General features: G+C 37.8%; 13 protein-coding genes. 1 reads left to right on the top strand and 12 read right to left on the bottom strand.

All coding sequences use genetic code 11. The features are described 5' to 3' along the window. Window positions 1-115: 115 nt before the first annotated feature. The 12 genes from ACIP9G_RS08325 to prsW form a co-directional block, all read right to left on the bottom strand. Complete coding sequence (locus ACIP9G_RS08325) at window positions 116-388, bottom strand: HU family DNA-binding protein (RefSeq protein WP_004232618.1); 273 nt, start codon at window positions 386-388, stop codon at window positions 116-118. A gap of 199 nt (window positions 389-587) precedes the next feature. Further along, window positions 588-2,066, bottom strand: a complete 1,479-nt coding sequence (spoIVA, locus tag ACIP9G_RS08330) for a stage IV sporulation protein A (protein WP_340825215.1) — start codon at window positions 2,064-2,066, stop codon at window positions 588-590. Window positions 2,067-2,376: 310 nt separating this feature from the next. Continuing rightward, window positions 2,377-3,165, bottom strand: a complete 789-nt coding sequence (locus tag ACIP9G_RS08335; protein WP_340825216.1) for a hypothetical protein — start codon at window positions 3,163-3,165, stop codon at window positions 2,377-2,379. Between the two features lie 18 nt (window positions 3,166-3,183). Further along, complete coding sequence (locus ACIP9G_RS08340) at window positions 3,184-3,396, bottom strand: DUF2768 domain-containing protein (RefSeq protein ID WP_340825217.1); 213 nt, start codon at window positions 3,394-3,396, stop codon at window positions 3,184-3,186. 402 nt (window positions 3,397-3,798) lie between these two features. Then, entirely contained in the window at window positions 3,799-4,815 is a 1,017-nt protein-coding gene (locus tag ACIP9G_RS08345) for an NAD(P)H-dependent glycerol-3-phosphate dehydrogenase (protein WP_401018731.1), read from the bottom strand. Window positions 4,816-4,975: 160 nt separating this feature from the next. Next, window positions 4,976-6,286, bottom strand: coding sequence for a ribosome biogenesis GTPase Der (gene der, locus ACIP9G_RS08350; protein ID WP_340825219.1), 1,311 nt, complete (start codon window positions 6,284-6,286; stop codon window positions 4,976-4,978). A gap of 291 nt (window positions 6,287-6,577) precedes the next feature. After that, window positions 6,578-7,714 (bottom strand): 30S ribosomal protein S1, encoded by a 1,137-nt coding sequence (rpsA, locus tag ACIP9G_RS08355; RefSeq protein WP_340825221.1) that lies wholly within the window; start codon window positions 7,712-7,714, stop codon window positions 6,578-6,580. A gap of 102 nt (window positions 7,715-7,816) precedes the next feature. After that, the gene (gene cmk / locus ACIP9G_RS08360) at window positions 7,817-8,491 is read right to left on the bottom strand and encodes a (d)CMP kinase (RefSeq protein ID WP_340825223.1); all 675 of its coding nucleotides are present in this window, start codon (window positions 8,489-8,491) and stop codon (window positions 7,817-7,819) included. An 82-nt stretch (window positions 8,492-8,573) separates the two neighbouring features. Continuing rightward, entirely contained in the window at window positions 8,574-9,233 is a 660-nt protein-coding gene (locus ACIP9G_RS08365; protein WP_340825225.1) for a flagellar brake protein, read from the bottom strand. Between the two features lie 85 nt (window positions 9,234-9,318). Next, entirely contained in the window at window positions 9,319-10,602 is a 1,284-nt protein-coding gene (locus tag ACIP9G_RS08370; protein WP_340825226.1) for a PepSY1/2 domain-containing protein, read from the bottom strand. Between the two features lie 16 nt (window positions 10,603-10,618). Next, window positions 10,619-11,470, bottom strand: a complete 852-nt coding sequence (gene sleB / locus ACIP9G_RS08375) for a spore cortex-lytic enzyme (protein WP_401018734.1) — start codon at window positions 11,468-11,470, stop codon at window positions 10,619-10,621. A gap of 98 nt (window positions 11,471-11,568) precedes the next feature. Further along, window positions 11,569-12,243, bottom strand: a complete 675-nt coding sequence (prsW, locus tag ACIP9G_RS08380; protein ID WP_173478441.1) for a glutamic-type intramembrane protease PrsW — start codon at window positions 12,241-12,243, stop codon at window positions 11,569-11,571. 81 nt (window positions 12,244-12,324) lie between these two features. Between prsW and ACIP9G_RS08385 the strand changes: the two genes are divergently transcribed. Then, window positions 12,325-13,293: an asparaginase gene (locus tag ACIP9G_RS08385; protein ID WP_340825230.1), complete on the top strand. Its 969-nt coding sequence runs from the start codon at window positions 12,325-12,327 to the stop codon at window positions 13,291-13,293. Window positions 13,294-13,379 lie beyond the last annotated feature (86 nt).

Genomic DNA, 13,379 nt, shown 5'->3' on the forward strand with positions numbered 1-13,379 from the left:
GAATTTTGTATTTTATAGAATTACTGCCATTCATTATATTTTATAAATAAGTTAAAAAGAGCAGCCTTCATGCTCGTTTACATGAAGACTGCTCTATGTAACTACTAGACGTGTATTATTTTACAGCATCTTTAAGCGCTTTACCTGGTTTGAAAGCAGGTACCTTGCTAGCAGCGATTTCGATTTCTTTACCAGTTTGTGGGTTACGACCTTTACGAGCCGCACGTTCACGTACTTCAAAGTTACCAAAACCAATTAATTGTACTTTGTCACCCTTTGCAAGAGCATCTTGAATTGTATCAAATACAGCTTCAACTGCTTTAGAAGCGTCTTTTTTAGAAAGACCTGCAGCTTCAGCAACAGAGTTTACTAATTCTGTTTTATTCACACCATTCACCTCCTCTCAAAGGGTCATGAACCAATTCTGTAAAAAGAGTAACACATAGGAAACCGCGACGCAACTGTATTCATTCATGATTATAACCAAAATATGCGTTTTTCACCCAAAAAATAAAAATAACAGGACTTTTCGCATAAAAACGAATAGCCCTGCACTATTTTTTTGCTCTCTAATTTCCATTTTATCTCTATAAAATAAAAGTAACCAATCCTCTGTCGCCTTCATTAACCATACGCTCAATTGTTTGACGCATACGTTTTTTAGCTGTAGTAGGCACTGCACTCATTTTGTAGCGAATTCCTTCTTTTAACACTTCATGCAATGGTGTACCAAAAAGTTGTGTTTGCCAAAGTGCATCACGATCATGTAAATAAGCATGATTTAAATCTTTCAGAAGTTGCTGACTGTGGAATTCAGAGCCAATAAGTGGAGCAAATTCTGATTCCATATCAACTCGAATAATATGATAGGATGGCGCTGTTGCCTTCATGCGAACTCCATAGAAATTATTTTGCTTAATAAGTTCTGGAGCAGTTGGTTCGAACTCTTGCATCATTGGTAAAGTCACACCATATCCACTATTATCCGCTTCAGTTATTGCATCTTTAAAGCGTTTTTGTGCTTCTTTTGCTTCAGCAGCCTCTTTAATAAATAGCAACCAATCACGCTTTGATTCAATTGGTTCATCTAACCATTCATTACAAACTGCCTTATACAATTCTCCTTGTAATGACACTCGAATGACGGCTGTACCGATTCCCGAATCTACATGAATCACTTCACTTTGATCAATAAAATCAATCTCTTTAAAGGCATCAGAAGCTTGTTGCACGTCTCGAATCTTCATGACAGATGACAGTACTTCTTCCATCGAATCAATTAATGCCACGTTTAGAGGATGTGTAGCATCTAGTACATCAAGCCAATCTGGTTTCTCAACCTCAATCGTCCGAATTGGAAACTCAAATAACGCCTCTTGCAAAATATATTGAATATCAGTAGCACGCATTTGATCGATTGAAATCGCAATTACTGGAACGTTATAACGTTCAAACAGCTCATTTCGAAGCTGTACTGTTTCTTCTCGTGCTGGCATTTGACAATTTAACACGATAACAAAAGGTTTTCCAATTTCCTTTAATTGTGCAACAATTTCTTCTTCCGCTTTTTCTGCGGCACGACGGCTAATACCATTTACAGTTCCATCAGTTGTTACAACAATACCGATATTAGCATGATCTCGAATCACTTTATCCGTGCCAATTTTCGCCGCTTCTTGGAAAGGAATTGGCTCTGTATGCCAAGGTGTATGCACAAATTTCGGACCATTCTCATCCTCATAGCCCTTTGTACCATCAATGACATAACCAACGCAATCTGCTAAACGAATTTGGAATGTCATTTCATCTTCGCCGACCGCAATACGTGTCGCTTGAGCAGGCACAAACTTCGGCTCAGCAGTCATGATTACTGGGCCTGGCGAGCTTTGTGGCAGCTCGTCCTGTGCTCGCATTCTTTCTGTATCATCCACAATATTCGGTAACACTACAGCTTCCATTACTTTTTTTACAAATGTTGATTTACCTACACGAACTGGACCTACAACACCAATATAAACATCGCCATTTGTGCGCTCTGCAATTTCTTTAAATACTGCTTCACTCAAGGTTTCTGCCTCCTTTATCTACGCTTTTTCACTATATGCATCCACGAAGATAAATATGAAAAGCTCCTCAGTAGCAATATGAATAGAATTTATATTTCCGTTGAAAAATTGATTCCACGGAGCAAGGTAGTTTTTCCGAGGAATGAGGTAGTAATTCCGCGAACCAGTGTGATATTTCCGCGATGTCATGCAATTATTCTGAATTGTTTGAGTGCCTGGCACTAATTTCGGACACTAATTTCGACAGCTATTTTGGCATAAAAAAGCCTCAATCATTAGATGTTCTCTAACGATTGAGGTAATTAAAACTTTATTTCGATTCGGTAGCTTTACTTTCGCTCTCTTGAGCTGCTTCCGCTTCTTCCTTCGCCTTTTTTGCATCTGCTTTATAGGCGTCCATCATATAGGTTGGCTCGCCTTTTTCATCTACAGTGTATGGCACTGAATAGGCTGGAACAACTGGATATTTATCGACAAGTAATTGACGAATATCCTCGCCTGGCTTTACATCTGGCTTGTCCTCTTTTAATAGCTGACCTAAATCGATTGAATAATCCACATGCATTTCGCCATCGCCTGTCATAAATATCGGTAATTCTGCACCCGAATACGGACTTTTGACTGTTACTTCTGATTTGTAGCCTAATTTTTCAAAGTTAATTTGGTAGACATTATCAGCAATTGCACCCTTTGTCGGAATATACTGTGTGCCCAATTTGCGAATATTAATCTCTCGCATACGCTCCGCAGAGTTTAAATCTACTAATTTTACTTCGGCGCTGTTTTCTGGATCCCAAATAATATATTGATAAATACCGCCTTTTTCATATGCATTTCCTGGAATTTGCGTAATATATTTTGGCATAAGTTTTTCAAAATCGATTAAATATTTTATATAGATATCCGTATCCAATTCACTGTTTTTAATCGGTACTAGGCCACCTGTAGCTTCACGATATTCATTGACAGCACGTTGGACAGATGCTAATTGATCGACATCTGGCACTTGGTTTGCGGCCTTTTCCTCCTCAGGATATGCGCAACCACCTAGCAAAACGGCTATTGCCACTGTCAAAAGAAAAGCATTTAGTTTTTTCATTCACGTTTTTCCCCCTTTTTAAGCTGGCCATGTGGCAATTATAAGTACCATTAAAAATGTTCCAAGTCCAAACAGTATGTATGCTAATAAATTTACGATTGTACGTAATAAACCATTTGAAATTTTATTGCGACCTAGATAAATTAAACCAACTGAAATAATCATAAAGCCGATACAATAAAAAGATACCCACATGATATCCAGTGCTGGCATATGTGCTAACGGACCCATTTAAGTCTACCACCTTTCTTCAATGACACGAGACAATCAACGTTTATTATACTATGGGCATCCTTAAAAAAGAAGGCGCTTTCCCAAAAGTAAAAAAGGAGTGCTATAAGGTGCTTAACATGTTATTTTTTTGATATACGAAAAAAATAATCCTTTCAAGCTCATATAAATTAAGGTGACCGCTACAACATATAACTCTCCGTGGAAATCATATCATATTTTTACTATAGGTGGAGAAATGTATCGTTATAAAAATAACTTTTAAGGCAAAAAAAGTATTATTACCACCTATTACTTTACAATTTGTTCAAAAAAGAGACACCTCAGATCCTTCTGAGATGCCTCTTTTGTGTCCATTTCATGACAAGTTATATATTGCTTACTAGTTCAAACCATTATGATTTAGTTCATCAGTTCATCGATCTCACGCTTTTTCACTCGCATCATTAATGCATCGACGGCCACTTTCGGCTCTACATCGTTAAACAATACGCCATAAAGTTCCGTCGAAATTGGCATGGCAACATCATATTTTTCGGCCAGTTGATAGGCTGCCTTTGTTGTCCGTACGCCTTCTACTACCATCCCCATTTGATCGAGTACTTCTGGCAGCTTCATGCCTTTACCTAACATATTTCCTGCTCGCCAATTTCGAGAATGCACGCTTGTACACGTTACGATTAAATCTCCCATGCCTGTCAGCCCTGCAAATGTAAATGGATTTCCGCCCATTTTAACACCTAGACGAGTAATTTCAGCAAGTCCACGTGTAATAAGTGCAGCCTTCGCATTATCACCATAATTTAAGCCATCTGTTATGCCTGCAGCTAACGCTATAACGTTTTTTAATGCACCACCCATTTCCACGCCTATAACATCCTCATTCGTATATACGCGGAAAAACTGGTTCATAAACAAGTCCTGTACCTTCTCAGCCGCCTCTATATTGGCACAGGCTGCTGTAATCGTTGTTGGGGAATGTAATACTACTTCCTCAGCATGACTTGGCCCAGAGAGCACTACAATGTCTTCTACAAATTCAGAAGGCAAGCTTTCGGCCAAAATTTCAGATATACGTTTTAATGAATCTGGCTCAATTCCCTTTGAAACATGGACAAATAATACTTTTCTGTCTAATGTAGCGATCATCTTTTCACAAGTTTCTCGGATAGCCTTAGTTGGTACTGCTACAACGATTGTATTTGAATGTGCTACTGCCTCTGCAATATCATTTGTAGCATGTAAATTCACTGGTAGTACCGTTTCTGGTAAATACTTTTTATTCGTATGCTGTGTATTAATTTCTTCTGCCTGATCGGCTCTATGTGTCCACACAAGGGTATCATGTCCATTTTCTGCAAGTACCATTGCAAGTGCTGATCCCCATGAGCCTGCTCCTAGTACACAAACTCGTTCCATTCAAATTCCCCCTTCTATTTCCTTTAGGTAAATCTTCACGGGCAAAATGCATGTTATCTAACAAATTTTAACCAAATTGTGATTTAGCCTAGTCCTTTGAAAAAAGACGCCACCCAACAACAATTGTCGGGTTGGCGTACTGAATAAGTTATATTTTAGATTATGCACGCGCACGTGTAATTAAACGAATTGGCGTCCCTTCAAAATCAAATGTTTCACGAATTCTATTTTCTAAAAATCGCTCATAAGAGAAGTGCATTAATTCCGTTTCATTTACAAATACCACAAATGTTGGTGGTTGAATCGCCACTTGTGTTGCATAGTAGATACGTAAGCGACGACCTTTATCAGTTGGCGCTGGATTACGTGCAACCGAATCTTCAATCACTTCATTTAGAATAGATGATTGGATGCGCATCGCGTGATTTTCACTTACACGCTGTACAATCGGTAAAATTTGATGCACTCGTTGTTTTGTATTTGCTGACACGAAAATAATCGGTGCATAGTCTAAGAATAAAAAGTGTTCACGGATTTGCTGTGTAAATACATTCATTGTTTTATCGTCTTTTTCAATGGTATCCCATTTATTAACGACAATGATAATAGCTTTTCCAGCCTCATGTGCATAGCCTGCAATTTTTTTATCCTGTTCTTGAATGCCTTCTTCAGCATTAAGAACAACTAAAACAACGTCAGAACGCTCAATAGCACGTAGCGCACGTAAAACAGAATATTTCTCTGTCGTTTCGTACACTTTTCCTTTTTTACGCATACCGGCAGTATCAATAATTACATATTCATGCCCATCGTATTCGTAAGGCGTATCAATAGCATCTCGCGTTGTACCCGCAATGTTACTTACAATGACACGATCTTGACCTAGGAACGCATTCACTAATGATGATTTCCCGACATTTGGACGACCAATTAAAGAGAATTTAATAACGTCATCTCCGTATTGATTTTCATCTTCTTGTGGGAAGTGCTTTGCACACTCGTCTAATAAATCTCCTAAGCCTAATCCGTGGGAGCCTGATATTGGCCAAGGTTCACCAAATCCAAGTGCATAGAAATCATAAATCATTTCACGCATATCTGGATTATCAATTTTATTAACTGCTAAAACGACCGGCTTTTTTGTTTTGTATAAAATTTTTGCAACTTGCTCATCTGCTGCTGTTACGCCTTCACGACCATTCGTCATAAAAATAATAACATCAGCTTCTTCAATAGCGATTTCAGCTTGTTGACGAATTTGTTCTAAAAACGGCTCGTCTCCAATTTCGATACCACCTGTATCAATAATATTAAAATCATGTGTTAACCACTCTGCCGAACTATAAATACGGTCACGTGTTACTCCCGGAATATCTTCCACAATCGAGACACGTTCTCCAACGATACGATTAAAAATCGTCGACTTACCTACGTTCGGACGACCTACGATGGCTACTACTGGTTTCGTCATCTGTACTTCATCCTTCCAACTTCTTGTCTTTCGCTATTATACACGAAAAATGCCATTATATCATAACATATCCATCAAGGAGAGTACTTTTTAGCTTTCTCTTTTACATAACCGCTATTTTTCGTTCCAAGCATTTCCTTTTTAGCAGGGTTCGCTCCAACTAATTATCCTGTTGTGGCTTACGTTAGGCTGAGCTAAAAGCGCCGCCTGCAGCAAAAATCAATTGTAACTAAATGCAAAAATTTTAGACAAAATAAAGCGAGGATACAAATGTATCCTCGCTGTTTGTTATTATTTAAAGTTTTTCAGTTGGTCGCCAATTACATCACCGAGAGAGAAGCCTGTGTTTTCTTCTGGTAATTCATAGTCGATTACTTCTTCCGCCTCTGGATTTTCCAATAAATCTTTAATACTTAATGCAAGGCGCCCTTCGTCAACGTTGACATCTAGCACCTTCACTTGTACCTCTTGCGCTTCTTTCAACGCTTCATGAGGCGTATTAATATGCTTATGCGCAATTTGTGAAATATGCACTAAACCTTCCACTCCAGGGAACACTTCTACAAAAGCACCAAATGACGTCAGGCGTTTTACTTTACCTACAAGCACAGTGCCTTTCGCAGCACGCTCTTCAATATTCGACCAAGGTCCAGGAACTGTTTCCTTAATCGATAACGAAATACGCTCATTCTCTGGGTCTACTGAAAGAACCTTAACTTTTACTTCTTGTCCTTCTGTTAATACCTCACTGACATCACTCACATGCTCATGTGATACTTGTGAAATATGGACAAGTCCATCGATACCACCAAGATCAATAAATGCACCAAATGATGCTATACGCTGTACTTTACCATCTAATACATCGCCAGCTTTGATTTGGTTAATAACATTTTTCTTCTGAGAGGCTTTCTCAGATTCTACTACTGCTCGATGTGATAGAATTAAGCGATTTTTTTCTTTATCAAGCTCGACAATTTTAAAGCTTAATACTTTCCCTTTATAATCTTCAAAATCATCGACAAAATAATCTTCTACTAGGGATGCTGGAACGAACCCACGTACTCCTAAATCTACAACAAGACCACCTTTAACAATATCCTTAACTTCCGCTTCGAAAACTTCTCCAGCAGCAAATTGTTGTTCTAGTGTATCCCATGCTTTTAAGGCATCTACTTTACGTTTTGATAATACATAGTTTTCTTCTTCAACCTTTGTAATCATCAATTCTAACTCATCCCCAACGGAGATAGCGTCAGACGCTTTTTCAATGTGTAAGCTCGATAATTCACTTATTGGTACAATACCGTCAAACGGTGCACCCGGAATTGAAACAGTTACCGCTTTTTCATCAACCTGCTCTGCAATACCTTTGACGATATCACCTTCGTTAAACGTTTGTTCTGCATAGTTCATTTCTTCAGACATATGTAACCCTCCTTCGCATCTTCCCTTACTATTTTATTCGATATTGAAGACAAAAACAAAAATAAATCCTTTAAATTCAAAAAATGTCTGAAATTTTAGGATTTATACCATTTTTTCTTGTGCTAATTTTAAAATGGCTTGCGCTGCGGCATCAATTGATAGCTCCGTTGTGTCTAAATAAATAGCATCCGCTGCTTGTATCAGTGGTGAAGCTTCACGCTCACTATCCATTTTATCGCGTAAAGCAATATCTTCTTGGAGCTTTTCTATTGAAGACGCTATCCCTCGTTTTTCATTGTCAATATAGCGGCGTCTTGCACGTTCTTCTACAGTAGCAGACATAAAGATTTTAAGTTCTGCATTTTTTAACACATGTGTAGCAATATCACGTCCATCCATGACAACACCACCATTTGCGGCAAGTTTTTGCTGCTGTGCTACTAACAATTCACGCACTTTTGCATGTGCTGCTACTTGCGAAACAGAAGAGGTTACTTCATTGGAGCGAATTGCATCAGATACGTTTTCGCCATCTAAAAAAACAAGTTGACCTTGAGGAGAAGGCTTTAATTCAATTGAGCTAGCTGCTAACATTTCTGCTAATTTTGCTTCATCATCTAAATGTATGTTTTGTTGCATTGCTTTATACGTAACTGCTCGATACATTGCTCCCGTATCGATATACGTGAATCCTAGTGATTCTGCAACGATTTTTGCGATTGTACTTTTGCCAGCACCTGCAGGACCATCAATCGCAATTTGAATGTTTTTGTTCATTATGCTTCCCTACTTTCTTCACACCATATTGTAACATACTAATAAAAAAAAGCCCTCTACAAGCAAGAGGGCTACTGTGAATTTAATCATCGAATGGATTTATTTCTTTACGGCGATTTAACAGCTGTCGTTCAAAGCAAAAACGTACGATATGTTGTTGATCAATATCATCCGTATCGGTTAATTGAATGGTAGCAATTGTCTTGTCATCTTTTTCAAATATTCGAACAACTGTTGCATCTGTAACGACGTAATTTACATCGCCATTAGCAAATGGCAAGACAATCGTTAACTTAATGTCATCGTCATCTTTAAAGGCTACATCACCTTTTAAGATAAGTGCGAGTCCACCTGCACTTATATCCGTTGTTACTAGCTGGTATTTATAATCTTTAAATTGAACTGCCACATCGACAGGCGTCTCAACTCGAACGTATTCTCGGCGTTGAATTTTGATAAACTCATCCTGTTGTGGGCAATGCAACATAATCATCGGTATATTGCCAGCTTTGCGTCCAATTACTTCTGTATTGAAGGCGTAGGATTGTTTATCTTCTGTTCGAAAGGTTGCCCTAAATTCAGAACCATCTATTAAAAAAGCTGTTTTTTTAGTTATTACATTTGTTGGATAGTCAATATAAATTATATTGTCTCTTTGTTCAACCACTTTACAGCGGAATTTTTCAATACGTTCTGTATAAGTAGGTTCAAGTTGTAGTAGTGTACCAATTTTTATTTCCATGAGCATCTCCCCGAACAATATATATACCCCTATTATTGCATGGGATGTAAATTTTGGCTATATGAACTGGGAGCTTTTTCTATACTTAAGTTAAATATTCTACTTTTAACACATTGTGATTTTCCGCATCCACTACAATTCGGAATGTTTCTTGCGCTTGTTCGTCTCGAACTGCAATCACTTCATAGCAAAGTCGTTGCTCGAATTGTCCGTTATCCGTATAAATATTTCTTACTTCCTCTACACGTACATTGTCATCAAAGAAAGTTTTCCAATCAATTGGAATGGCTTTTTGTGGTTTTATCGCTTCTTCTTGTATATATTCCATTGCATTTGCACCAAGTAACTCACCATTATCTTTTGCAATTTTTAACTGAACGCCGTCAGCATAAATTAATGCATTGTCACCAGGATTAACGCGTGCAAAAGTAACATGCCAAGCTAAATGGTTTTCACGTGACTCAACAAATGCAACATCTTTCATCTCAAGTCTCTTTAAATGTTCTTCCGCTTTTTTAATAATTTCCTCTTGTGACAGCTTGGCCTCATCTACAGGACGTTCAACTAAATAAGATAGTAAATGTCCTCCCTTTTCAGTTAAGTCAACATAGCCTAAGCGAATACCTTGGTGGAACTGTATGTGGTAAAACGGATATGGTGCTGTATCACTGCTTTTTGTGACAGTAAACGTAGCATCTTTAATAATTGGGAATAAATATTTTACTTTTTCTAAAGCTTCTTTTTCCGTAATGACTGAATCTTGTAATGCTTTTAAGTCTAATTTTTTCTGCCAGTCTGATTCACTCAATGTAAGCGGGAAATCACTTTCGCCATAATCTTTTAATGTCTTCTTAATATTATCAAATCCTGTATTAGGATTTTTATTGTCTACTTGACGCATCCAAACATCCATATTTCCATCTTGCTTATAATAATCAACAGTTGCTGTTGTCCATTCGTCAGATAAAGCTTGTAAATTCGTAGAAATTTGCGGCATCTTTTCGCGCCAAGCTTCATAATCTCCGGACTTCGCAGTTTTTTTCGCTTCATCACCAAGTCTTCCTAAATAACCTAGCCACTGATTAGAAAGCTCTTGCCCAATTGGAATATTTGAAATAGATGAACGCACTTCAGAGCTTAGTCGCCAAATAGAATCGAGCTCACTGTGTATTGCCTGTTCATCCTTAAATAACAGAGACTGCGAAACGGCTCTTTGTAAATACGATAATTTCTCTGAGGCATCCGTTAGTTTTTCTGTATACTGCGCATGCACTGTACGTTGTAAACTTTCTTTATCTCCATGTAAATCAATACTGTATGCTCCTAAACCTATAACTGCTATCGTTAAAATAACGAGCATTGTTCTCATCTATTTTCCTCCTTTCTTATGAACAGAAAATATGCTCACCTATTTGTTTTATTTGAGGACGAGACCAAATCCACTTACTTGTTGCTGTTTTAGGGTTAAAGTAATACAATGCATTCTCTGATGGATCCCAACCATTCATTGCATCGATAACTGCTTCTTTTGCACGCTGGTTCGGCTCTAGCCAAATTTGTCCATCCGCTACTGCTGTAAACGCCAAAGGTTGGAAAATAATACCTGAAATCGTATTAGGAAAATCAGGGCTTTCTAATCTATTTAAAATAACAGCTGCTACGGCTACTTGGCCTTCATATGGTTCTCCCCTAGCTTCTCCGTAAACTGCATTGGCGATTAGCTGTAAATCACGTTCCGTATACTTTGGTGGAATTTGTGTATCGGTCCCATTACTATTACTACTACCAGTGCTTTCATTATTTGCTGTACCGCCACCACCAGAATTCCCACCAGTATTACCTGTATTACCAGTACTTTTCACCTGCTGATCAAGTGGAACACCACCATAATAGGTAAACTGATTGCCAGCTTTTAATTGCGCTTTCACCCAGTTTTCATCATAATCTGAATATCCTGCTAACGCTTTCTTCGTCTTTGTGCCTGCTATTCCATCTACTGGTATTCCATATTTCTCTTGGAAATTTCGTAATGCCCAGTAAGTGTTGTAGCCAAATTTCCCGTCAATTTTACTTTTATAAAATCCTAAGTATTGTAGTCTAGCCTGTAGCTCAATGACGTCATCTCCATAAGCACCACGGGTAATTTGTTGATCGCTAAACGCTGTTGCGTTGTTTTGTGGTATTGAGACTATACTAATCGCAAGTAGGAAAGCAAAAAGTATACTTATTAAACGCACAATCATCACTCCTTTTTTTATAGCTTGAAACAAACAGCACTTTTTATACATTTATAAAATAGAAAAAACGTAGAAATCATTTTTAGATTTCTACGCTTTTATATTTTTTTATGCATATGCAAATGTTGGATAAGATGATAATGCGCAAGTTTTACTTTACGTAAACCAAACCACCATAAAAATAGCATAAACGGTATCATTAAATATACCCAATGTCCTTTAAATGATAATATTGTATTGTATAAAATGTGTAATACTACGGGTGCGCAAATTGCCATCGCAATCATTTCTTTCGTCTTTGCATGCTTTGAAAACTTTGCACGACCATAATAATAGCCCATTACTACTCCAAATAGAGCGTGACTCGATACGGGTAATAACGCTCGCATGAATGCTGTATTCAAACCAAAAGAAAATAAATACAATACATTTTCAATCGTAGCAAATCCAAGAGATATACTTGCACCGTACAATATGCCATCATAAGGATCATCAAATTCTACATGATTGTAGATAGCTATTAACAGAACAAACCATTTAAAAAACTCTTCAATGACACTTGAAAATAGGACATCTTGTAAATAAAGATATTGAAAAACCCCTTCTTCTGTTAATACATACTGTAAAAACAAGATAGGGAATGTTAAAAAAGCACCATACAAAAACGTTTGAAGTAAAGTTTTTCGTGGCTCCGTTGCCATTTGATTGCGCAAATAGAAGTAACTAAAAAGCGCTAGACCTGGAGCAATGGCAGCTGATAAAAGAATGATCATGTTGCCGGCTCCTTTCAACAGTAGACTGATATCATTATACCATGTAATGACAAATTTTTTTAAAAAGGAGATTTATTTTTTATGAGAAAAACAATTTTATTAATTCATACTGGCGGAACGATTTCCATGGCAATGAGTGAAGAGGGTGCGGTCATGCCAAACAAGGAAAATCCACTAATAAAAGAAAGCAAAAAACTAGATACACTTGCTTCTATTAAGGAAGTGGAGGCATTTAATCTTCCTTCACCACATATTACACCAAAAGAAATGCTTAGTTTACGTAATTTAATTATGGAAAAAACTTCAACTGAACAATTTGATGGTGTCGTTATTACACACGGCACGGATACATTAGAAGAAACAGCTTATTTCTTAGAGCTAACAACCAATTTATCCATTCCCATTGTCTTGACAGGTGCGATGCGTTCCTCCAATGAGTTAGGTGCAGATGGCATCTACAATTTAGTTGAAGCAGTTCGCGTAGCTGTAGATGACGAAGCACGTGACAAAGGAGTGCTCGTAGTAATGAATGATGAAGTCCATCTAGCAGTCAATACTACAAAAACGAGCACTAGTTCTGTCAATACGTTTCAATCGCCACAATACGGTCCAATCGGACTTATTACAAAATCGCGCATTTTGTTTCATCATGCCCCGATTCGCCGTCAATATGTAGACATACAGGGCTTGGGGAAACGAGTAGCCATGCTGAAAGTGTATGCAGGGATGGATGTAGATTTACTCGACGTTGTCCTTGCCTGTCAATATGACGGTGTTGTACTTGAAGGACTTGGACAAGGAAATGTTCCACCAACCGTTGTAAAGGGCATTGAAAGTTTATTGGAACGCGGCATCCCTGTTGTGCTTGTATCCCGTTGCTTCAATGGCATTGCTGAAGGCGTATATGGTTACGTTGGTGGTGGTAAAATGCTAGAAGATTTAGGCACAATTTTTGCGACAGGCATTAACGGACAAAAAGCACGATTAAAATTGCTAATCGGTTTAAATAAAGAAGGAAATCCATTGGACTTAAAGGAATTTTTCCAGTAAGTCCTATGCATTTCTCGTGAACCGCCACTAAAACTAGGTGAATCGCCACTAAATCATGTCATAGCGCCAATAAAGCAAGCAAAGTC

This window comes from Lysinibacillus sp. NPDC093197 (genome assembly GCF_044754025.1).
In the GTDB taxonomy this organism is placed as follows: Bacteria; Bacillota; Bacilli; order Bacillales_A; family Planococcaceae; genus Lysinibacillus.

Coding starts and splice junctions, on each gene's coding strand:
- ACIP9G_RS08345 (WP_401018731.1), bottom strand. CDS start 4,815: ATGGAACGAGTTTGTGTACTAGGAGCAGGCTCATGGGGATCAGCACTT.
- rpsA (WP_340825221.1), bottom strand. CDS start 7,714: ATGTCTGAAGAAATGAACTATGCAGAACAAACGTTTAACGAAGGTGAT.
- ACIP9G_RS08340 (WP_340825217.1), bottom strand. CDS start 3,396: ATGGGTCCGTTAGCACATATGCCAGCACTGGATATCATGTGGGTATCT.
- ACIP9G_RS08385 (WP_340825230.1), top strand. CDS start 12,325: ATGAGAAAAACAATTTTATTAATTCATACTGGCGGAACGATTTCCATG.
- cmk (WP_340825223.1), bottom strand. CDS start 8,491: ATGAACAAAAACATTCAAATTGCGATTGATGGTCCTGCAGGTGCTGGC.
- ACIP9G_RS08365 (WP_340825225.1), bottom strand. CDS start 9,233: ATGGAAATAAAAATTGGTACACTACTACAACTTGAACCTACTTATACA.
- der (WP_340825219.1), bottom strand. CDS start 6,286: ATGACGAAACCAGTAGTAGCCATCGTAGGTCGTCCGAACGTAGGTAAG.
- ACIP9G_RS08370 (WP_340825226.1), bottom strand. CDS start 10,602: ATGAGAACAATGCTCGTTATTTTAACGATAGCAGTTATAGGTTTAGGA.
- ACIP9G_RS08335 (WP_340825216.1), bottom strand. CDS start 3,165: ATGAAAAAACTAAATGCTTTTCTTTTGACAGTGGCAATAGCCGTTTTG.
- prsW (WP_173478441.1), bottom strand. CDS start 12,243: ATGATCATTCTTTTATCAGCTGCCATTGCTCCAGGTCTAGCGCTTTTT.